This window comes from Promicromonospora sp. CA-289599 (assembly GCF_050936155.1).
In the GTDB taxonomy this organism is placed as follows: domain Bacteria; phylum Actinomycetota; class Actinomycetes; order Actinomycetales; family Cellulomonadaceae; genus Promicromonospora.
The window spans coordinates 2,030,250-2,051,652 of the sequence record NZ_JBNJNI010000001.1; the positions used below are offsets into that span (position 1 = coordinate 2,030,250).

Genomic DNA, 21,403 nt, shown 5'->3' on the forward strand with positions numbered 1-21,403 from the left:
CTGGGGTGACAGCCGCCGTCCTGTAGTTCGAAATGACCTGGCGACCGGACGATTCGGGTCGCACGCGGCACATTCCTCGCATATTTTTGCGGGGCACCAGAGATCCCGTTCCAGCCGACCAGCTGAGGTTTTCCGATGTCCGGTACGCGCACGAGCAGTACGCCCTGGTACGACCGTCGCATCACCTTTGTCGGTGGCCTTCATCGCAGCGGAACCGACCTTATCGCCCGAATAGTCAGCGCGAGCCCGGGCGCTTCCGGGCTGACCGGAACGGGCGCTGTGATGGACGAAGGTCAGCATATCCAGGACACATTTGTCGGCGGTCTGGGCAATACGTCCGAATGGTCGTTTCACCCGCAGGCGCACCTCACCGAAGAGGACGCACGCCGCGTGCCCGACGCCGGAGCGCGGCTCTGGGCGAGCTGGTCGCCCTACTGGGACCTCGACGCCGCTGTGCTCGTCGAGAAGTCGCCGCCCAACCTGACGAAGATGCGCTACTTCCAGGAGATCTTCCCGAGGTCGCGCTTCGTCGTCGTGACGCGGCACCCGATCGTGCAGGCGCTGGCCGTGCGCAAGTGGGCCACGAGCACCCGTGGACGGTTCACCTACGGCTTCCCCCGGCTCGTCGAGCACTGGGTGCACGCGCACGACGTGTTCGCGGAGGACGCGCTGCACATCCAGAACCTGCTCGTGCTGCGGTACGAGCACCTGATGCGCGAACCCGAGCGCGAGCTCGGTCGGGTGGCCACGTTCCTGGGCATCGAGGTCGACACCGCCGCGATCGGCGCCCTCGACGCCGGACGCAGCAAGCGCTACGCCGAGCTGTGGCGGACCGGCGGGCGGGGAGAGCTGGCCGGACGTGTCCGGAGCCATGTCGGGAACCTCGGGTCGCGGCGCGGGACGCCCCGCGCCGACCTGCTCCGCGACGTCACCGATGCCGCCCTCCTCCCCCGTTACCGCAACGTCGTCAACGAGCACCTCGGGGATCGGATCCGCGCGCACGGGTACGACCTGAACGCGCTGGACGAGGCGGCCGAGTGGGCCCCCGCGGTGCACGGCAAGCCGGTGATCCTGGCGGCTGACCGCCGGTGAGCGCTCCTGTCCGTGTCGTCTACGTCACCGGCTCCGGTCGCAGCGGCACGAGCATGCTCACCGGGGTGCTGCGCGAGTTCGGGCTGCACGTCCCGGGGCCGGAGGTCGCGTCGGACACCTCCGACCCGCGCGGCTTCTCCGAGCCGCAGTGGGTGGTGGACTTCCACAGCGGCATGCTGCGCTCGGCGGGCGTCCGGACGTCGGACGCGCGGCCCATCGCGTGGCACCTCGTCGACCGGGCGAGCGTCGAGGGGGACGCGCGCGGCCAGATCCAGGAGTGGCTCACCGCCCAGGTCCGGCAGCACGGGAACCTCGTCATCAAGGATCCGCGGCTGCTCTGGTTCTTCGAGCTCTGGCAGGAGGCTGCCGTGTCGGCGGGGGCCGCGACGTCGTGCATCACGATGCTGCGCCCGCCCGCGGAGGTGGCGGGCAGCAGGGCGGCCTTCTACAAGGGCGGAGGACTGGTCGACAGGGTGTCGGGGTGGATCAACCTGATGCTTGGTACCGAGCTCACCACCCGGGCGACCCCCCGGGCCTTCGTGCGCTACGGCGACCTGGTCCGCCGCTGGGACGAGCCGGTGTTCGCCGCGGCAGCGGCGCTCGGCCTGCCGATGATCGGGCCGGACGACGCGGCAGCGGTGGCCCGGGCGGACGCCTTCATCGACCCGACGGCGCACCACGTCGCCGCCACGTGGCAGGACGTGCCCGTCCCCGCGCCGTTGCGCGCGCTGGCCGACGACACGTGGGCCGCGCTCGACGCCCTCCCCGGGCACGACGACGCCGGGACCCGCGCCGAGTTCGACCGGCTCCGTGCCCTCTACCCGTACGTCCACCGCAAGGTCGCGGCGTCGCCGGCGCGTCGGATCGCACGCATGATGCCGGCCGACGTGGTGCCGCCCGGCGTGCGGCAGAGCGTCGCGGGGATGCTCTGGGGCACGTCGGACGGCGCGGGCCGACGCCACTGAGGTAGTCCTCTAGCGAGGCAGTCACCCGGCGACGTGGTCACGCTGCCGGCGTGGTCACGCCGTCGGCACCTCCGCCAGCGTGGCGCGCATCTCCTCGGCCTCGGGCATGCCGAGGTCGGTGTAGATGGCGTGGGCGTGCTCGTAGTGGGTCCGGGCCAGGTCCGGGTTCCCCAGGGCACGGTGTGCGTGGCCGATCCCTGCGTGCGCGCGGGCCTGCTGGTGCCGGGTGCCGTCCGCGGCCGCGAGAGCGAGCGCCTCGGTATGCCGCGCCACGGCGCCTGCGGCGTCGCCGGTGAACAGAGCGACCTCACCGAGCCCGTTGGTCGACCATGCCTGGGAGGCTCGCTCGCCGCTCAGTACGAAGTGCGCCAGCGACTGCTGGAAGCACTCGTGAGCCCGGTCGGGCTCGCCCATCCGGAGATGGAGAGAGCCGAGCTTGTCGAGAGCGTTGGCCCGGCTGCGATCGCTGCCCATCTCCTCCGCGATCGAGATCGACCGCTGCAGCAGGTCGGCCGCCTCCGGGAGCCGCTCCCGGCGCATCTCGACGCCGGCGATGTTGCTGAGCATGACCGCCTCGCTGAACCGGGAGCCGAGCCCCTGGAAGATGGCGAGGGCCTGATGCTGCACCTCGACGGACTCGGCGAGATTACCCAGTCGCGCCTCGCTCACTCCGAGGTTGTTCAGCACCAGCGCCTGACTGTGCCGGTCCTCGGTCCGACGGAACACCGCCAGCGCCGCACGGTGATAGCTGCGCGCGTCCCTGTAGTGGCCACGAATGTTCTCGGTGGAACCGAGGTTGGTCAGCGTGAGCGCCTCGCCGTCGAGGTCTCCTACCTGGCGGAACTTCACCAGTGCTCGCCGCGCGTGGTCGATCGATGCCTCGAACGCGCCGAGTCGCGTGTACCCCGCGGCGAGCTGGCGGAGTGCCTGGGCCTGCCCGGCCAGCTCTCCAGCCCGTTCGGCGGCGCGCAGGGCATGGCCGTTGATCGTCAGCACGTCCGCGAGGTGGGCTTCGCCTGAGTACCCGTTCACGGTCTGGGCAAATCCGTGGATGAAGTCGGACGCCCCCAGGTCGGCAGCGTGCTCGGCGATGGCCAGTACGCACAGCCACTCCGTCTCCAGCCAGCCACGCGCAGCGTCCGGTCCTGTCAGATCCCGGATCTCGACTCCTACGCTGCCTGCCACCCGCCGGTGGTCCCCTTCGTTCGGGTAGAGGACGTCCACGGCGGCGATCGCCGCTGCCTGGTAGTAGGCAAGCAGCCGCTGCTCCGCCTCGGCCCGTTCGCCGGCGATGTCCTCGGTGGTGGCCAGGCGGGTGGCGTAGGCGCGCAGGAGGTCATGCATGCCATAGCGGCCCGGGCCGGTCCGGTGCAGCAGGTGGGCGCTGACGAGCGTCTCCAGGACCCGGCGGGCCGCACTCGCAGCCAGGCCGGTCAGAGCGGCGGCCACGTACTGGTCCAGGTCGGGCCCGGGGTGCAGGCCCAGCAGCCGGAAGGTCCGTGCCGCCTGCTCGGACAGGTGCTGGACCGACCAGGAGAAGACCGCGTGCACCGCCGCGTACGGGTCTCCGCCGGCATCGAGCAGCTCCAGCCGCTCCTGTCGGTCGGCCAGCTCGGCCGCGACGTCGGCCAGGGGCTTATCCGGTTGGGAGGTCGCCAGCACCGCCGCGACCCGCAGCGCCAGGGGAAGGCGGGCACACTGCTCGGCGAGCAGCTCAGCGGCAACCAGATCGGCGTCGACCCGCTCGCCGATCAGACGCCGTAGCAGGTCAGCAGCGTCAGCGGCTGGGAGCAGGTCGAGGTCGATCCGGTGGGCACCGTGCACCGCGACCAGACCGGCCAGGCTGTCCCGGCTGGTGATTACCACCGACGAGGCGCCGCTCCCGGGCAGCAGCGGCCGCACCTGGGCCACGCTGCCCGCGTTGTCCAGCACGATCAGCATGCGGCGGTCGGCGAGCTCACTGCGGTACCGGGCGGCCCGCTCGTCGCTGTCCAGTGGGATGTCTGGCTCCGCAACGCCCAGCACGGCGAGGAACCGGGCGAGCACGTCGGTCGGCCGGACCGGCTGGTCCGGGTCGTACCCACGCAGGTTCACGTAGAGCTGCCCGTCGGGGAAATCGTGGGCGACCCGGTGCGCCCAGTGCACCGCGAGCGCGGTCTTGCCGACGCCCGCGGTCCCCCGGATCGCGGTGATCACCACCGTCTGCCCCGCGCGGCCGCCGTCAGCGCCGGGCAGCAGCAGCTCGTCCAGGCACCGCAGATCGCCGGAGCGCCCGGTGAACCCAGACACGTCGAGGGGTAGTTGTGCGGGGCGGGGCTGCCTGTCGGCCGCGGCGTCGGACGTCGGCGCGTTCCGGTCCGCATCCGATGTGCCATCCGGCGCGGCCTGCTCTGCGTCGTGCCGGAGGATGCGCTGGTGCAGCTCGCGCAGCTCAGGACCGGGATCGCTGCCGAGCTCGTCGGCCAGGTGCTCCTGGAGCAGCTGGAAGTGCGCCAGGGCATCGGACTGCCGACCGCACCGGTACAGAGCGAGCATCAGCTGCCCGGCGAGGCGTTCGTCGAGCGGGTGTTTCTCCGCGGCGGCAGTCACGTCGGGCAGCAGGCGCGCGTGCTCTCTGGAGCGCAGCAGCAGGTCGTTGCGGTCGAGGACGGCCGCCAGGCGCTCTGCCTCGAGCCTGACCGCCGTCGACCGCAGCCAGTCGCTGTCCAGGTCGGCGAACGGCCGGCCTTGCCACAGACTCATCGCTTCCTGCCAGAGAGCGCCGGCGTGGTCGTCGTCGGCCCCCCTGGCCTGCGCGACGAGCGCACGGAAACGCTGCAGATCTACAGCGGACTCGTCCGCTTCCAGCACGTACCCGCCGGAGCGGCGCTCCAGGAGCGGCCCGTCGTGGTCGTCGAGCACGCTCCGCAGCCGCGACACGTAGCTGTGCAGGGTCTGCCGGGCGCTGCGCGGCGGCGTCGTGCCCCACACCCGGTCGACGAGCTGATCCAGCGACACGTGGGTGCCAGGCTCGACCAGCAGCGCCGCCAGGACAGCCCGTTGACGGGCCGAACCGAGCGGAATCTCGCCGCCCTCGCTCCGGGCCGAGACGTGACCGAGCAGTTGAAACCAGACCATGTCCGCCCATACCTCCGCGTCGAGCCGCCAGAAGCAAGAGAGTAGGCGGTACGCCGGGTGATACATGGGTTTTATTCGGTCTGCGGGACGTCGGGCGGTGGATCCTAGAGGCGGCTCAGCTCGGCACTCGGTAGAAGGCGAGCGCCAAGAGACCGCTCGCCACGATTCCCACGATCCCCGGCAGGTACCAGAGCTCGCCGAAGGAGACATCCAGCGCGCGGCCGCCGACCGAGACCGTCAGGAAGACTAGCCCCAGTGCGAGAGCCACGGAGAGGACCGGCACCAGGGACCAGCACAGTGCCAGCACCGCCCTGCGAGCGGGCGAGAAGCCCACGTCGACCAGGGTTCTGCGGGTGAGCCGCTGCGCGAGGACGGCCAGCCCTCCCCCGAGAAGGAGCACGGTCCCGGCGGCGACGGCCCCGACCGCGCTCACGACGTCGGCCTGCGTGCGCATCCGGTCGTACTCCGACCGGCTCGTCCCGTCGGCCAGCTCCGCGCCCGGCGCGAGGCGGAGCACCCCGGCGCGGACCGCGTACTGGTCCTCAGGAGAGAGCCGGTGGAAGTCAGTGAGCATCACCTCGCTCATCCCGCTGGGTTCCAGGTCGTACTCCTGGGCGACCGAGCCGTCGGCGGGCACCACGAGCCCGGGCAGGTTGCCACCGAGCCCCGCCCCCGGCCGGGCGTCGGTCGTCGCGGTACGGGTTATCGACCCGGTATCGCGCGAGAACCAGATGAGCCCGACGGCGTCGTCCGCCACCAGCCCACCCTCCGCCTGCGGATCAGATCCCGGCGGCCCCAGGAGAACCGTGTTGATCGGCGCCACGACCGGCGAGTCATAGCACTCCGGAGGAACCTCGGTGATCGTCGATACGCCCGAGTCGATCACGCATCGAAGCGTGCCGGGCGATGAGACACGGAGGTTCCCTTCCGTGGAGTCCGGGATCTCGTAGGCCTCGACGTCCTGCCCACCGAGGTCACCGTAGAGCCCACGCAGTGCAGGGATCGCCGAGTTGGGCATCGAGCTGATCACGAAGGATCCGGCGGGCACCGGCAGGGGTGACATGGACTCGGCCAGGTTCGCGTCGCGGGTCGTCTGCGCCGACCAGATGCCGGTGGCAAGGACGACGGTCGCCGCGACTGTCGCGGTCACCCACATCGATCGTGCGGAGCCGGAGAACAGCGACCGGGTAGCGCCCGGAAACGCAAGTCCGAGCAGCACCCCCACCAGGACCGGCGCGGCGAGCATCACGACGGCGGCACCGATCGGCACGAGCCGCGCCGTGGGATCGTCGGCCGCCGCAAAGCTCGCGCGCAGGGCGATCAACCACACGATCGCGCCGGTGACGGCGATAGCTCCGGCGACCGGGACGAGCCACCGGCGTCGGGCTCTGGTGGGTCGGGGGCGCCAGGACCACAGCCTGGGTAGGTAGCGCGCGACGGGGACGCTCAAGGCCGCGGCCAGCATCACCGCTCCGACGACGACGGCGACCTGCGACCACGGAATGACCACGTGGCCCCAGCTCTGGCCGAGCCACCCGGAAACCTCTGCCCTGGCCAGCCGGATTCCCGCCAGCACCGCCCAGGAACCCGCGATCACGCCGAGGAGAACCGACCCGAGACTGGTCCACAGGATGTGTCGCCACGCGCTGTGGGGCGCGAGCCCGGCGGCGACCAGCGTCCCGGCGTCCGACGTCCAGGTGCGCGCCAGCGCGGCGACCAGGGAGAGGAAGAGAACTCCACCGAGGATCCCAGCGCCCGCCGGAACGTATGCCAGCGCCCCGAGGAGCTGCGGGGAGTTGGCCTCCGCGCCGAACAGGAGCCGTTCGACGGGCTGATACGTCGCGGCGCCGCGGTCGAGAGCCGGCTGCAGCTCCGGATAGGCGTAGAAGTCCACGTTGCTCAGCCAACGGGTCGGGCTGAACGACGGCGAGTCGTCAACGAGCCTGATGACCGTGCTGTCCGCGGCGTGGGCCGGGTCGTGGACGTACCCCACGACCAGTCCGGCCGTCTCGTCGTCGCCCGACCGGACCGACACGGTGTCACCGATGGACACGCCGAGTGCCTCGGCCACGGGCGCGGAGATCGACAGCTCGCCTGGCTCGTCCGGGTACTCTCCCCCGCTCAGCACTCCGAGGCGCAACTGTGGCTCCGTCGTCGTGCGAACTGCCACAGGAGCCGATGCATCCCCAGAGGCGACCTCGCCCACGCCGTCCTGGACCGGGCCGACCTCGGGCAGTCCGCCGAGGTGGTCGATCACTTCCGGATCGCTCGTCTGGAGCGCGAACGTTCGCTGGCCGAGCTCCGCACGGAGCGACTCGGCGGCGGCTGCCGCTGCGCTGGCGCGAACCGCGGCCGGGCCGTCCACCGCAGCCGCGAGCAGAAAGCCCAGCAGTGCGAAGACCAGAACCTGTGCCGCGCGATGCCGCGCGTAGGCGACGACCAACCGCGTCCCTGAGACCCGCCCGTTCATGCGGCGGCCACGAGGAGACCCGCACCCAGGTCGATTCGCTGATCCATCCGCTCGGCGACGCTCAGGTCATGGGTGGCGACGATCACCGTCAGGTCACCACTCTGCCCCAGTTCCAGCAGCACATCGGTGACCCGCGCGGTGTTCTCGGCGTCCAGGGCGCCCGTCGGCTCGTCGGCCACGAGCACCGGGCTTCCCACGGCCAGCGCTCGGGCGATGGCCACTCGCTGCTGCTCGCCCCTGGACATCGAGCCGGACAACCGGTCGCCCATCGACGACGGCAGCCCGACGCGAGTCAGCGCCGCTTCGACCTGGTCCGGGGTGCTCTGCGCTCCGCGAGACTCGACGGCCAGGCTCAGGTTCTGCGCGACCGTCAGGAACGGCACGAGTCGGTAGTCCTGGTAGATCACTGACACCCGTGGGTCTCCGGCCGAGAACCACGACGCCCGGCCGACTGGCTCTCCGTCGATCTCCACGGTCCCGGCCGTCGGGTTCTGCAGGCCGGCGATCAGCCGGAGCAGGGTGCTCTTTCCGCTGCCGCTAGGCCCCGTCACCGCCGTCGTGCCGGTACGAAAGGTATGTGACACGTCGTCGAGAGGCTTCACTCCGTCTCTGTACTCGACGGATACGCGGCTGAGCGTGATCATCGGACTCCAATACGTTGTCGTCAGGGGCAGCTCTGGCAGCTGCTGAGATCCCTCGTGGACCGGTTTCGTTCGGCTCTCTTGCGGAAGAGGCGATCCCGTGGAGGGCCTTGGCGACAAGGCCCTCCACGGTTGGTACGCGAGGTCAGACGGTCGCGACCTGGTAGCCGTGGGTGCAGCCCGAGAGGCAGGTGGTCCAGCTCGTGTAGTAGGACTTGTTCTCGGTCGTGAAGTAGGAGCTGTACTTGTCCGGTGCATTGTTCATGTTCAGCTGAGCACGCACCTTGCGGTCGCCGGCGATCTCCGTGCAGGAAGCTCCGGCACGGAACTTGTCGGGCGCGAAGTTGATCACCTCCTGGCTCCGCCAGCTCTTGCAGTCGGTAGCGGCAGACGCTGGTGCCGCCGCCATCGCGACGCCCGCCGTGAGCACCATGAGACCGGCGACCATCACCGATCCGAGCTTCTGCGCGATTGCCTTGTTCTTGAGCACTGTGAGTCCTCTCTTCTCTTTCCTGGACAAACATTGGAAGTGCGACGCCATCAGCGCCGATACACAACGTAGATGGGCACGATTGCAGGAAACTTGTGCGCGACTTGCAGGAAACTTGATTCGAAGAGGAGCGGGGAGCAGCGGAGATTCAGCGAGCCAGTCGACGCACTCCTACGTGGCGACCCGCGGCTGACAAGGCCCTCCACGGTTGACGCCTGAGGTCAGCTGGTCCTGACCTGGAGAAAGGCGCCGCAGCCCGAGGAGCAGGTCAACCAGCCCGTGGAGTAGGTCGTGTCCTCGACCAGCCGGGGGCTGTAGTGGTTCGGGAATGGTCCACGAACCACTACAAGGCGCACCCTGGCGTTGCTGTCTATGTCCGTGCAGAGAACTTCGGCACGGAACTGGGTCTGCCCGGCGACCATCACCGATCCGAACTTCTGCGCAATTGCCCTTTTCTTTAGCACTGAGAGTCCTTTCCATCGTTCCTGATCGGACATTGGTAGCGCGACGCCATCAGCGCCGATGCCCAACGCAGACAGGCACGATTGCAAGGAACTTGTGCGCGGCTCGCAGAACCATTGATTCAAAAAAGAACAGGCAGCGAAAATCCTCCGCGCGGCTACCTCGCCGGACGGCCGCCCGTCACCCGACGGACCGGTCACCCGACCGGCACGTCCCCCATCAGCTCAAGCATCTCCACGGCGTCAGGCATACCGAGCTCGGTGTAGACGAGGTGGGCCTGCTCGTAGTGGGCACGGGCCCGGCCCACGCCGCCCAGGGCCCTGTGCGCGTGGCCGATACCGGCGTGGGCACGAGCCTGCTGGTGCCGCGATCCGCCCACTGTGGCCATGGCGAGCGCTTCGGTGTGGAAGCCCAGGGCGGCGGCCGAGTCCCCGGTGACCTGGGCGACCTCGCCGAGGCCGTTCACCGGCCAGGCCAGCTCGCCCTGGTCTCCAACCTGCCGGTAGTGGGCGAGCGCCTGCTCGAAGCACTCACGGGCCGGCCCTGGTTCACCCATGCGCAGGTGCAGGACACCGAGCGTGTCGAGGGTGTGGGCCCTGTTCATCGGGCTGCCCAGCTCCTCGATGATCGCCAGGGACTGTTGCACGTGGTCGATGGCCTGCGGGTACCGCTTCAGTTCCAGCTCGGCGTTGGCGAGGTTGTTCAGGACGATCGCCTCGGAGTTCCGGGCGCCGATATCTCGAAGGATCGCGTGAGCCTGCTGCTCGATCTCTGCGGCTCTGGCGTAGTTGCCCATCCGTTCCTCGACCAGGCCGAGGTTAGTCATCGCGGAAGCCTCACTGAAGCGGCTGCCGGCCTGTCGGGCCAGAGCGATCGCCTCGCGGTGATCGTCGAGCGCATCGTCGTACCTGCCGAGCCGGGACTTGATGATTCCCCGTCCGCTCAGTGCAAGAGCTTCGCCGACCAGGTCGCCGGTCTGGCGGAACAGAGCCAGTGCCCGCTCGAGGTGATCGGTGGCTGTCTCGTACCTGCTCACCCGGGTGTAGCCGATGCCGAGCCCACGGAGCGCGTAGGCCTGGTCGAGCCGGTCGCCCCGGCGTTCGGCGGCACGCAGGGCGTGCCCGTTGATGGTGATCAGGTGCGTGAGGTCGTTGTCGCCCAGGTAGCGGTGCAGGATCCGGGCGAGTCCGGCCACGTAGCCGGACCGCTGGTGGTCAGCGGCGTGCTCCGCGATCGCGACCACGCAGAACCGTTGGGCCTCGAGCCAGCCGTGAGCACTGTCCGGCCTGGTCAGATCAGGGATCAGGACGCCGGGCGCAGTGACGTCGGATCGATGGAGCGCCTCTCCCGGGTACAGGGTGTTCATCGCGGCGACCACTGCGGCCAGGTAGTAGCCGAGGAGCCGTTCCTCTGCTTCCTGCCGCTCGTCGTCAGTGTCTTCGACAGCTGCCAGATGGGTGGCGTAAGCACGCAGCAGGTCGTGCATGCCGTACCAGCCCGGACCGGTCCGGTGCAGCAGGTGTGCGCTGACGAGCGTCTCCAGGACCCGGCGGGCAGCGTTCGGCGCCAGACCGGTCAGAGCGGCAGCCGCGTACTGGTCCAGGTCGGGGCCGGGGTGCAGGCCCAGCCGCCGGAACGTGCGTGCGCCCTGCTCGGGCAGGTGCTGGATCGACCACGAGAGCACGGCACGCACGGCCGCGTACGGGTCGCCACCGGCGTCGAGCAGCTCGAGCCGATCCTGCCGATCAGCCAGCTCGGCCACGACCTTGGCCAGAGGCAGGTCCAGCTGCGACGTCGCCCGCATGGCGGCGACCCGTAGCGCCAGCGGGAGCCGGGCGCACTGCTCGGCGAGCGTCGCGGCGGCCTCGGGTTCCGCCACGACGCGGGGCCCGATCAACCTGCGCAGCAGGTCCACTGCCTCGGCCGCAGGGAGCAGGTCGAGATCGACCTGGTGTGCACCGTGCACCGCGACCAGGCCGGACAGGCTGTCCCGGCTGGTCACCACGACGGTCGACGAGCCACTCCCGGGCAGCAACGGCCGAACCTGGGCCACGGTGGCGGCGTTGTCCAGCACGATGAGCATCCGGCGCCCGGCCAGCTCGCTCCGGTACCGGGCGGCCCGCTCGTCACCGTCCAGCGGGATGTCCCGTTCCCCGACGCCCAGTGCGACCAGGAACCGGGCGAGCGCGTCAGTGGGCCGCATCGGCTGCTCCGGGTCGTAACCACGGAGGTTGACGTAGAGCTGCCCGTCGGGGAACCGGTCCGCGACCTGATGGGCCCAGTGCACCGCGAGCGCCGTCTTGCCGACCCCGGCCGTGCCCCGGATCGCGGTGATCACCACGGCCCGGGTCGCCGGGTCGTCCGCGACGTCGGGCAGCAGCTCGTCCAGGCGCCGCAGGTCGCCGTCGCGTCCGGCGAACTCGGCGACGTCGAGGGGCAGCTGCGCCGGCCTGTGCGCCGGCCTGGCAGCGCTGGGAGGCGTATCTGCCGAGGTACTGCCCGCCGCGCTGTCGGCGTTCGATCCGGTGTCAGGAGCAGCCACCGAGACGCTCACCGGCACGGCCAGCTCGGGATCGTGCCGCAGGATTCGCTGGTGCACGTCGCAGAGCGCCGACCCCGGATCGCTGCCGAGCTCGTCGGCCAGCCGCTCCTGGACCAGCCGGAAGTGCGCCAGCGCGTCGGACTGCCGCCCGCACCGGTACAGGGCGACCATGAGCTGCCCGGCCAGCCGTTCGTCGAGCGGGTGCGCCTCCGCGGCAGCGGCGACCTCGGGCAGGAGCCGCGTGTGTTCCCCGCGCCGCAGCAGCAGGTCGTGGTGGTCGAGGCGGGCCGCCTGCCGTTCGGCGGCGAGCGTCACGGCGAGGGAGTGCAGCCAGTCGCTGTCGAGGTCGGCGAACGGCGTACCCCGCCAGAGGGCCATGGCGTCCTGCCACAGGGGTTCGGCGGTGTCGTCGCCGGCGCACCGGGCCTGCGTGACCAGGGCGCGGAACTGGTGCAGGTCGACCGCGTCAGGGTCGACGTCGAGCACGTAACCACCGGACCTGCGGGTCGGCACCGGGCCGCCCAGGTCGTCGAGCACCGACCGTAGCCGTGAGATGTAGCTGTGCAGGGTCGGCCGCGCGCTGCGCGGCGCCGTCGTGCCCCAGACCCGCTCGACAAGCTGGTCTGCCGAGACCGGTACACCCGGCTCGATCAGCAGCGCCGCCAGGACGGCCCGTTGACGCGCCGTACCGAGCGGGACCGGCCCGTGCTCGCTCCGGGCGGACACGTGACCTAGAAGCTGGAATCGCACCATCGTCTCCCTGCCTCGGCGTAGGACATCCGAAGGCAGAGATTAGTCAGTGGTGAATGAGGCGTAACGGCATTTGCGGCGTCGTGCACAGGCTTGCCGTGGCCCGAGCGCGGGTGGTAGCACCTGGACGTTCGCCCCCGGGGGCCGGGGGCGAACGCCGGTGCTCACCGCCCGGGGGACGGGCGCGAGCTCGGCGCCATCGACGCCGTCACCCAACGTAGGGAGGGTTTCTTGCAGGAACCTTGTAGACGCCTTGCGGCGTCGGAGCCTCCGGCCCGCCGAACGCGCGCGGCCGCCACAGGATGACCGCCAGCATCACCGGCAGCATCGGCGTCAGGTGCCGCACGTACGACCCGTAGTCGGGCTCGAACACGCTCTGCACGACGGTCAGGCTCAGGACCAGCGCCACCAGCCGCGCCCAGCGCGGGTCGGTCCGCGACTCGGCGGACGACAGGTGCACCGCCCGGGCGAACATGAACCACAGCACCAGCAGGAACACGGCGACCACCAGGTAGTACGGCGAGAGCCGCAGGAACAGCGGCAGCGGCACCGCGAACGTGACGAGCACCGTCGCCGAGTTGAGGAGGCTCCCGACCGGGCCCTCCAGGTCGAAGAACGGCTCGATGAGGGTGCGCGTGTCCACGTCGCCGATCCGGACCTCGTTGACCTTCGTCCGGTAGAAGTCGAGCTCGACCCCCAGGTAGTTCTGGAACACGACGGCCAGGACGACGAGCGCGGCCAGCGCGGCGCCGATCATCCTGGGCACCGAGAAACCCCGCGCCATGACCAGCCGGAACCCGATGTAGCCGCCGATGACGAGATACCAGTAGTCGCGGAACTCGTGGGCGTAGTACGCCATGGCGCCGACGAGGACGAGCTCGGGCCAGAGCCCGCGGCGTCGCCAGAGCGCGATCAGCGCGATCGGGAGCACGAACACGTCCTTGGAGTACGTGCTCACGTAGACGACGGCGAGCACTGTCGCGCCCGCGATCAGCGCGAGCGACATGAGGCCCGCGTTGCCGATCCGCCCGCGCAGGGAGAGGAGCAGCACGGCCACGAAGAGCACGTAGCCCAGCATCGCCGCCCACGTCGGCTGGTCGGCGAGGCCCAGCTCGCGGTAGATCGCGCCGACCGTGCTGAAGGACTTGTCGGAGTCGTAGCCCTGGTAACCGCCCGCGATCGTCGCGATCTTCTTGCTGTCGTACAGGAACCGGGCAGGGATGAACGGGCTGCCCAGCAGCACGTAGCAGGCGCTGCCGACCAGGAGCAGCGCCACGAGGAGCTGCTTGACGGTGCGGTCGGGATCGACCTCGCGCACTCCCACGGCCTCGCCGGCCGTCACCGCACCAGCGCCCCGCCGGTGGCCTTCGCATACGCCTCGACGACGCCGTCGTGCAGGGCCGACTCGTCCATCTCGCCGATGAGCCGGTCACCGGCCGCGATCATGCGGAGCCGCTGTTCCGGGTCCGCGACGGCGGCCTGGGCGGCGAAAGCGGCCTCGGCCGGGGTCCGGGCAGTGGTGAGGTGGGTCCCCTCGAACGCCGGGATCCGGCGGACGACGGTCGGCAGCCCCACCCGGGCGGCGTCGAGCACGCTGATCGGGAACCCCTCGTACGCGGCGCAGTGCAGGTAGGCGTCGGACGCCACCATCTCGCGCATGACGTCGTCGGCGGTGAGCCAGCCGGTGACCTCGACGCCCGCGTCCCGCAGCTCGCGCACGAGCGCCTTGTCACCGTCGCCCAGCCAGCGGAAGGACAGCCCGAGGCCGGACCGGTAGGCGTACCGCGCCGTCTCCGCGAAGAAGCGCGGATCCTTCTGGGCGACCACGCGGCCGACCATCGTCACCGTCCCGCGGTCCCCCGTCGGCACGCCGGAGCGGGCCCTGGCCTCCCGGACCGCCGCCGACGACGGCGCGTTGGGGATGCGGACGACGTCTCGCACGCCCATCGACAGGGCGAGGTTCTCCTCGCGGCGGCTCACGGCGGCGACCACCGAACCGTTCGCCGCCAGGGCACGCTCCAGGACCCGGACGGCGCCGCGCACCGGCGCCGAGAGGTCTGCCCGCTCGAAGTAGTAGCAGTGCGGCTGGTAGACGACGGGCACCCGCAGCCTCCGCAGCCGCGTGTACAGCCCGGCCCAGCTCGAGTGCGCGTGCACGACGTCGGGCGCTACGTCGTCGACGACCTGGCGGACCGCCCGAACCCGGGCCGGCATCCCGTCCGGAAGCTGAGCGGCAGTGCGGTAGACACCGCGGCCGTCAACACTCTCGATACCGGTCGACAACAGATGATGCTCGGCCTCGGGAACCAGCTCCGTAATGCGGTCGATCGCACGACCGACGCCGCCGGAATACCGGTCCGTGACATGCAGAATTCGCAACTGCGCCCCTCCGCTGCGTGCCATAATCCACCCCGAAAAGGACATATATCCCTGCGGGCGCGGTTCATCCGAACGTCAGTTAGATTACCAACGGAAGCGCAGGTGGGCACGGGAACGAAACCCGATATGCAACTCTGCCTGACCCTGTAGGACGCAAATCGGCAGGACGCAAATCGGCGCGCTTCTCGGCCGACCGAAACCGAACGATCGTGCATCATCAGGGGAACGCGTTGAACGTTACCGAATACCTCCGGATAACCCGTGAGCACTGGGCTCCTGTGGCCGCCGTAGCGCTCGCCGGAATCATGCTCGCCAGCCTGTTCGCGTTCACCAGGACGCCGGCGTACACGACTTCCTCGCAGGTATTCGTGTCGTTCCACGGGGCGGAGTCGACGTCCGAGCTGGCCACGGGCACCAGCTATGTCCAGCGCCGCGTGGTGTCGTACTCCAACCTGGTGCGGAGCCCACAGGTGCTCGACCCGGTGATCGTGGAGCTGGGCCTCGACACGACGGCCGGCGAGCTCGGCACGCGGGTCCAGGCCGCACCGGTGACCGACACCGTGCTGATCGACATCACCGCCACGGACGCCGACCCGACGGTCGCCGCACGGATCGCGAACACCGTCGCCGAGAGCCTCGCGGAGCGCGTCGACGAGCTGGAGACCCCGCAGCAGACCGTCGACTCCCCGGTCCAGCTGCAGATGGTCCGCGAGGCCGCCCCGCCCGGCTCCGCGAGCTACCCGAACATCCCTGTGATGATCTTCGTGGGCTTCCTCCTCGGCGCGGCCCTCGGGATCGCTCTCGCCGTCCTGCGGGAGCTCGCCGACACCCGGGTGCGGTCGGAGCAGGACGTGGGCGCCGTCACCGGCTCGGCGGTCATCGGTGCCATCACCATGGACGACGAGGCGGAGAAGAACCCGCTGGTCGTCCAGACGAGCCCCTACCACACGCGGTCCGAGGCGTTCCGGCGGCTGCGGACGAACCTGCAGTTCCTCGATCTGGACGGCGGCCCGCAGGCCTTCGTCGTCACGTCGTCGGTACCGGACGAGGGCAAGACGACGTCCGCGATCAACCTCGCCATCACGCTCGCCGACGCGGACTCGAGGGTCCTCCTGATCGATGCCGACCTCCGTCGTCCCTCGGTCGCCGGATACCTCGGCATCGAGGGGTCGGTGGGGCTCACGACCCTCCTGATCCAGCGGGCCACGATCGACGACGTCATCCAGCCCTGGGGCTCCGCGGGCCTGTTCGTCATGCCGTCGGGCGTCGTGCCGCCGAACCCCGCCGAGCTCGTCGGTTCGAAGGCCATGGCCCGGCTGGTCCACGAGATGAGCGAGCGGTTCGACTACGTCATCATCGACACCCCGCCGCTGCTGCCCGTCACCGACGCCGCGCTGATCGCCCGGATGACCAGCGGCGTGCTCATGGTGGCCGGCGCCGGCCAGATCCGCCGCGAACAGCTGCGGCAGTCGCTGGCGAACCTGTCGACCGTCAGCGCCCGGGTGCTCGGGATAGTCCTGAACAAGGTCGGCCGCAGCGCGGACACCTACGGCACGAGCTACGGCTACGAGTACCAGCCGCGTACCGAGGACAAGGGCGGTAAGTCCGGCAAGAAGGGCCGAGGCGCCGGCAAGAAGAGGTCGGCGCGGGTGGCGTCGGCCCCGACGCAGGTGCCGCAGCCGACGCCGGTGGCTCGGGCGGCGCAGCCGGCACCGGTCCAGGAACAGGCAGCGCCCGCCAGGGCGAGGGACTCCGCGCCGGCCGAGCGCACGACGGAGCCGGTCTCGGTCGCCGCTCCCGCAACCGACGGCGGCCCGACGAACGGCCTTCCCGCACGCCGGTCCACGGGGTTGCGGGCCCCGCGGATCGCGCCGGTCTGGTCACCGGTACGGACGGACGACGCCGGCTCCGACCTCGCCCCGACGAGCCGGTTGCGGTCGGTCCAGGTCTCGGACAGCTCCCTGAGCGGCCAGAACGCTCCGGGAAGCCGCTAGTCCTCAGTACGGCGAGTACGGCGGCGGGCGCCGGCGGTGGTCCTCACGACGTCCCACATGACCGGCAGCCCACGACCAGTCTCTCGTCAGGAGATGACCCGAGCCGGGACGCCTACGGCGGACGCGTCGTCGGGGACGTCGGTGAGCACCACCGCGTTGGCGCCGATCCGGGCCCGGTCGCCGACGCGTACCGGCCCGAGGACGCGAGCGCCTGCGCCGACGTAGACGCCGTCGCCGAGCACGGGGTCGCCGTCCTTACCGGTCCGTGACCGAGCGGCGCCCAGCGTGATGCCCTGCTGCACGCGGGCGTCGCGGCCGACGACCACACGGGGACCGATGACGACGCCGGTGGGGTGCCACAGCACCAGCCCTGGTCCGATCCGCGCGGACCAGGCGATGTCCGCGCCGGTGATCGCGTGGTTGATCTGCTTGAGCACCGAACCGAGCACCGGGGCGGAGCTGCCGGCCCGTGCGGACGCGCGGTACAGGAACGCCGCGAGGAAGCGCAGCGTGAGGACGGTCGGCAGCACACCGGCGGTACCCGGGCGGCGCGGGTCGTCGCTCGTCCGGTTTGCCGCGAGGTCGGCGAGCAGGCCGAGGGGCCGTACGGCGGCGGCGGCGCACGCTCTGCCCTGCGCCGTCTCGTCCGTCGTGTCCTTCGCCGTGTCGTGACTCGTGTCGTGACTCGTGTCGTGCGTCATCGCGTCTTGACCAGGCCTTCCGTCATCGAGTCGGCGGGGTGTCCCAGGCCCCGGCGTGCGCGTCCGACGGCGCGGGTGGCGGCGCCGATCGCCGCGCCGAGCAGGTCGCTCCCCGCCGTCCAGTCGTATGCCGCGACGCGCTCGACGGCGGACTGCCGCAGCCGGTCGCGGTAGCCGCCGTCCGCCATGATCCGCGCCGCCGCCGCGGCGAGGGCTGCCGGGTCGCCGGGCGGCACCACCACGCCGTTGCCGAGATCGCGCACCACCTCAGCCTGACCGGGCACGTCGGTCGCCACCACCGGGAGGCCCGCAGCCGCTGCCTCGATCACCTTGAACGGTGAGGTGCCCCGCGCGCTCGCCGTGACGGCGCCACGGGTGGCGAAGGCGAATGTCGCCCCGCCCAGCACACGTGCGACGTCGGCCCGGTCGAGCGTGCCTCGCCACTCGACGCCGTCGGCCCGGGCGGCCAGGACCCGCTCGCGTTCGACGCCGTCGCCGACCACGACGAGCCGCAGCCCGTCCGGCCAGGCCGGCTGCCGGACGGCGGCCACGAGGTCGCCGATCCCCTGCCACGGCGCGAGGTTTCCCACGAAGACGCAGTAGGGCGGCTGTTCCGGGGCACGCCGCGCGGCGGCGAACAGGCCGACGTCGGCGCCGTTCTCCAGGACCGTCACCTCGTGGGCGGGCCGCCCGGTCACCTCGACGACCCAGCGCGCGATGCCCGCGGACGGCGCGATCACCCGGTCCGCCACGACGAGCGGGCGCAGCGCCACCCACCGCATGAGGCGGGAGCGGCCGATCCACGGGTGGACCGCCTCGACCTCGGCCAGGACCCCCTGGGCGCAGACGACACAGGCTCCGCCGCGCAGCCGTGCCGCGACCAGCGCCGGCAGCGCGAACGGGTGCCAGCGCACCACGACGAGCCCGTGCCGCAGCTGTCGCACGGAGTCGAGCAGCAGCCGGACGAGGCGGGTGAGCCGTCCGCCCGACCGACCGCGCTGGGCGACCACACGGTAGGGCTCGATGCCGAGCGCGGCGAGGCGCTGCAGCGTCCCGCCCAGGTGCACGCCGGCCGCCGCCGACTCCGCCGCGCCCTCGAGCCACACCAGGGTCGTCCTGGGTACTGCGTCCATGTGCTGCCTCCTGGAGGTCTCAGGTGCGGGAGGATTCACGGGCCGCCCCCTTCCGCGAGAGCAGGCGTGCGCCGCGCAGCAGCACGCCCAGGTCCGTCCGGAGCCTGCGCCACAGCAGGGCCTGCAGCGCGACGGCGCCGGCCCAGACGAACAGGCCCACCGCGAGGGTGGGCCACGAGCCCAGGTCGGCCAGGCGGCTCGCGACCAGCCCCGCGGCCGCGGCGCCGACGCCGTGGCTCACGAACGCCCGGACGCCGTTCCAGAACAGCGCCCGCGCAGGCGCCTCGGTGACCCGGCCGACCCACCACAGGCCCAGCGGCCACACCACCGCCGTCGACGCCGCGTAGCCGAGCGCGGCACCTGTCATGCCGAAGAAGCTGCCGCCACCGATCGCGAGCACCACGACCGGCCTGGTCACCAACGTGAACCGCAGCAGTGCACCGGTCCGTCCCGCCGACTGGAACACCCAGCCCGGGGCGAAGCCCGCGGCCTCGAACACGCCGCCGACCGCGAGGATCGCGAAGGCCGGGGCGGCCGACGACCACCGCTCGCCGAGCACCACGTCGACGACCGGTCCGGCCAGCGCCGCCGCCAGCATCAGTGCGGGGACGATCGTGTGCAGCAGGATCGTCTGACCGAACAGGAGGAACTCGCGGTAGCGCACAGGATCGTCATGGACACGGGAGAGCACGGGGAGCGCCACGCGGTTGGCGGGCCAGGTGGCCTGCCGGATGGGCAGCGCCATGAGCTGGTACACGCGGCTGTAGAGGCCCGCGACCCCCGCTCCGAACCGGACGCCGAGGATCGCGGTGTCGATGTTCCGGGTGGCATAACCGAGGAGCTGCGCGCCCAGCAGGTTCGAGCCGTACCGCACGAACGGGCGCACGGAGACGTCCCGCCGGGGCAGGCCGGGGACCCACCTGCCGGCGGCGATCACCCCTACCGACATCACGAACGCGCCGACGAGCTGCTGCGCCACCAGTGCCCAGTAGCCGCCGCCCGCGACGGCGACCAGGATCGCCACGCACAGCCCCGCGACCGGCCCGGCCACGTCCGCGACGGCGGCGGCACCCAGGCGCATCCCGCGCACGAGGCTCGCCCGGTGCTGCGTCGCCACGGCGTTCAGCAGGAAGCTGAGCGACACCCAGCGGGTGACGTCCGCGAGCTCCGGCTGCCCGTAGAAGGCCGCGACCAGCGGCGCACAGGCGATGCCCGCTCCCGTGAGCACCGCCCCGATCAGGGTGTTCAGCCAGAAGAGGTTGTCGCGCTCGGCGTCGGAGAGGGTCTTCGCCTGGACGGCCGCGTTGGCCAGCCCGAAGTCCCGTACCGTCTCGGCGACGCCGACCAGAGCGAGCACCATCGCCAGGTAGCCGAAGGCCTCGGGCGCCAGCAGCCGCGCCAGGACGACTATCGAGACCGCCTGGACGCCGACCTTGAGCAGCTGTCCGCCCATGGTCGCGGCGCCGCCCCGAGCCGCCTGCCTGCCGAGCGGGGCGGGGTCCGTGCCCACGGACGTCCCGCTCACCGGGCCCGGCCGACGAGATGTGGCACTACCTTGCGGTACGCCTCCGCATGACGCCTGCCGACCAGCTCCCAGTCGCGCTCGTCCAGGTAGGGCCGGGTCCCTCGCTCGCGGGTCATCCGCGCGACGGCCATCGCCCGCAGCAGGTCGGCCGGCTGCAGCACGCCGTCGTACATGATCACCCAGCCCTCGCCGACCTCGCGGGCGAGCTCGTCGGTCGCGGCGCCGCGTGGCACGAGCACCGGCCGGTCGAGGGACAGCGCGAGCAGTGCGGCGCCCGAGTTGTGCATCTCCTGATAGGGCAGCACCACGAGCTCCGCGCGACGCACCTCGCGCGCCAGCAGGTCGTCGGGCACGAACTCCAGCCTGGCCGCTATCCGGTGGTCCGCGGCGGCGACCGCCCTGATGTGGTCCGCGAGCGCGGTATCCTCGGGCCTGCCGGCGATCGTCAGGCGCATCGCCGGGTCGTTGACCGCACGGAACACGTCGAGCAGCCGTTCGATGCCCTTGTACCGGCGGATCAGGCCGAACTGGAACAGCCGCCCCGGTTCGGGCCGCGCACCGGGGTCGGGCGGGAAGACGGACCGGTAGTGGCCGTGCGGGATGGTCGCGTTCCGCACCCGGGGCGGCAGCGGCGTCGTCGGGTTGAGCCTGATCCACAGGACCGTCCTGCGGTCGAGCGCCTCCAGGAACGACCGCTCCGGACGGCCGCCCGACTCGTGCGGCGCGATGTTGTGCGCGGTCCGCACCACCGGCGTCTCCGTCAGGTCGAGCCGCAGCAGGAGCAGGTAGGCGAGCAGCGTCTTGACGAACCGGCCGACCGGCGTCCGCTGTCGCACGAGGAACTCCGGCCAGTGCACGTGCAGCACGTCGTACGCGCCGAGTATCGCGCGCGGCCACGAGAACGTGAGGATCTGGATGTCGGGCGGCGCGCCGCCGATCATGTGGTCGACGTACTGCGTGGTGCCGTTCGGGGCAGGCAGCACGTGGAGCACCCTGATCGGTACGCCGACGGCGGTCTCGACGTCCGAGGGGTCCGCAGGGTCGTCGGCCCGCCTCCTGCCGCTCGTTGAACGCACCCATTCCCCTCTCACACCCAAAACAAATGCACTCTTATCGCCCCGTGGAATTCGCCGAACCGACCG

The 21,403-nt window shown here is 71.2% G+C and carries 14 protein-coding genes; 3 read left to right on the forward strand and 11 right to left on the reverse strand.

The annotated features are described in order from the left end of the window. The first annotated feature begins 135 nt into the window (after window positions 1-135). Together ACQEVI_RS08910 and ACQEVI_RS08915 are read left to right on the forward strand one after the other, a co-directional pair. On the forward strand, window positions 136-1,092 hold the full coding sequence (locus tag ACQEVI_RS08910) for a sulfotransferase family protein (protein WP_432897083.1): 957 nt from the start codon (window positions 136-138) through the stop codon (window positions 1,090-1,092). Further along, window positions 1,089-2,057, forward strand: coding sequence for a sulfotransferase family protein (locus ACQEVI_RS08915; RefSeq protein WP_432897087.1), 969 nt, complete (start codon window positions 1,089-1,091; stop codon window positions 2,055-2,057). Before ACQEVI_RS08910 ends, ACQEVI_RS08915 begins: the two co-directional genes overlap by 4 nt. A gap of 54 nt (window positions 2,058-2,111) precedes the next feature. Here the strand turns inward: ACQEVI_RS08915 and ACQEVI_RS08920 are convergent, their stop codons facing one another. The 7 genes from ACQEVI_RS08920 to ACQEVI_RS08950 form a co-directional block, all read right to left on the reverse strand. After that, window positions 2,112-5,174 carry an AfsR/SARP family transcriptional regulator gene (locus tag ACQEVI_RS08920; protein ID WP_432897090.1) on the reverse strand — a complete coding sequence of 1,021 codons (3,063 nt, stop codon included), beginning with the start codon at window positions 5,172-5,174 and terminating at the stop codon, window positions 2,112-2,114. Between the two features lie 115 nt (window positions 5,175-5,289). Further along, a complete protein-coding gene (locus ACQEVI_RS08925) occupies window positions 5,290-7,644 on the reverse strand; it encodes a hypothetical protein (protein WP_432897092.1) in 2,355 nt (784 codons plus the stop codon). Then, window positions 7,641-8,246 carry an ATP-binding cassette domain-containing protein gene (locus tag ACQEVI_RS08930; protein ID WP_432897095.1) on the reverse strand — a complete coding sequence of 202 codons (606 nt, stop codon included), beginning with the start codon at window positions 8,244-8,246 and terminating at the stop codon, window positions 7,641-7,643. Before ACQEVI_RS08930 ends, ACQEVI_RS08925 begins: the two co-directional genes overlap by 4 nt. 184 nt (window positions 8,247-8,430) lie before the next feature. Beyond that, entirely contained in the window at window positions 8,431-8,775 is a 345-nt protein-coding gene (locus ACQEVI_RS08935; protein ID WP_432897098.1) for a hypothetical protein, read from the reverse strand. Window positions 8,776-9,433: 658 nt separating this feature from the next. Beyond that, window positions 9,434-12,529 (reverse strand): AfsR/SARP family transcriptional regulator, encoded by a 3,096-nt coding sequence (locus ACQEVI_RS08940; RefSeq protein WP_432897101.1) that lies wholly within the window; start codon window positions 12,527-12,529, stop codon window positions 9,434-9,436. Window positions 12,530-12,737: 208 nt separating this feature from the next. Then, window positions 12,738-13,871, reverse strand: coding sequence for a hypothetical protein (locus tag ACQEVI_RS08945; RefSeq protein ID WP_432897103.1), 1,134 nt, complete (start codon window positions 13,869-13,871; stop codon window positions 12,738-12,740). Beyond that, window positions 13,868-14,812 carry a glycosyltransferase gene (locus ACQEVI_RS08950; RefSeq protein WP_432897105.1) on the reverse strand — a complete coding sequence of 315 codons (945 nt, stop codon included), beginning with the start codon at window positions 14,810-14,812 and terminating at the stop codon, window positions 13,868-13,870. The genes ACQEVI_RS08945 and ACQEVI_RS08950 overlap by 4 nt, the downstream gene beginning before the upstream one ends. A 326-nt stretch (window positions 14,813-15,138) precedes the next feature. Between ACQEVI_RS08950 and ACQEVI_RS08955 the strand changes: the two genes are divergently transcribed. Further along, complete coding sequence (locus ACQEVI_RS08955) at window positions 15,139-16,902, forward strand: polysaccharide biosynthesis tyrosine autokinase (protein ID WP_432897108.1); 1,764 nt, start codon at window positions 15,139-15,141, stop codon at window positions 16,900-16,902. 86 nt (window positions 16,903-16,988) lie between these two features. Here the strand turns inward: ACQEVI_RS08955 and ACQEVI_RS08960 are convergent, their stop codons facing one another. From ACQEVI_RS08960 to ACQEVI_RS08975, 4 genes are read right to left on the reverse strand one after another with little or no spacing between them, the layout of a single operon-like run. Further along, complete coding sequence (locus tag ACQEVI_RS08960; protein ID WP_432897111.1) at window positions 16,989-17,603, reverse strand: serine O-acetyltransferase; 615 nt, start codon at window positions 17,601-17,603, stop codon at window positions 16,989-16,991. Beyond that, a complete protein-coding gene (locus ACQEVI_RS08965) occupies window positions 17,600-18,736 on the reverse strand; it encodes a glycosyltransferase family 4 protein (RefSeq protein ID WP_432897114.1) in 1,137 nt (378 codons plus the stop codon). Before ACQEVI_RS08965 ends, ACQEVI_RS08960 begins: the two co-directional genes overlap by 4 nt. Window positions 18,737-18,755: 19 nt before the next feature. After that, window positions 18,756-20,261, reverse strand: a complete 1,506-nt coding sequence (locus tag ACQEVI_RS08970; RefSeq protein ID WP_432897117.1) for a lipopolysaccharide biosynthesis protein — start codon at window positions 20,259-20,261, stop codon at window positions 18,756-18,758. Continuing rightward, window positions 20,258-21,337 carry a glycosyltransferase gene (locus ACQEVI_RS08975; protein WP_432897120.1) on the reverse strand — a complete coding sequence of 360 codons (1,080 nt, stop codon included), beginning with the start codon at window positions 21,335-21,337 and terminating at the stop codon, window positions 20,258-20,260. Before ACQEVI_RS08975 ends, ACQEVI_RS08970 begins: the two co-directional genes overlap by 4 nt. Between the last annotated feature and the right edge of the window lie 66 nt (window positions 21,338-21,403).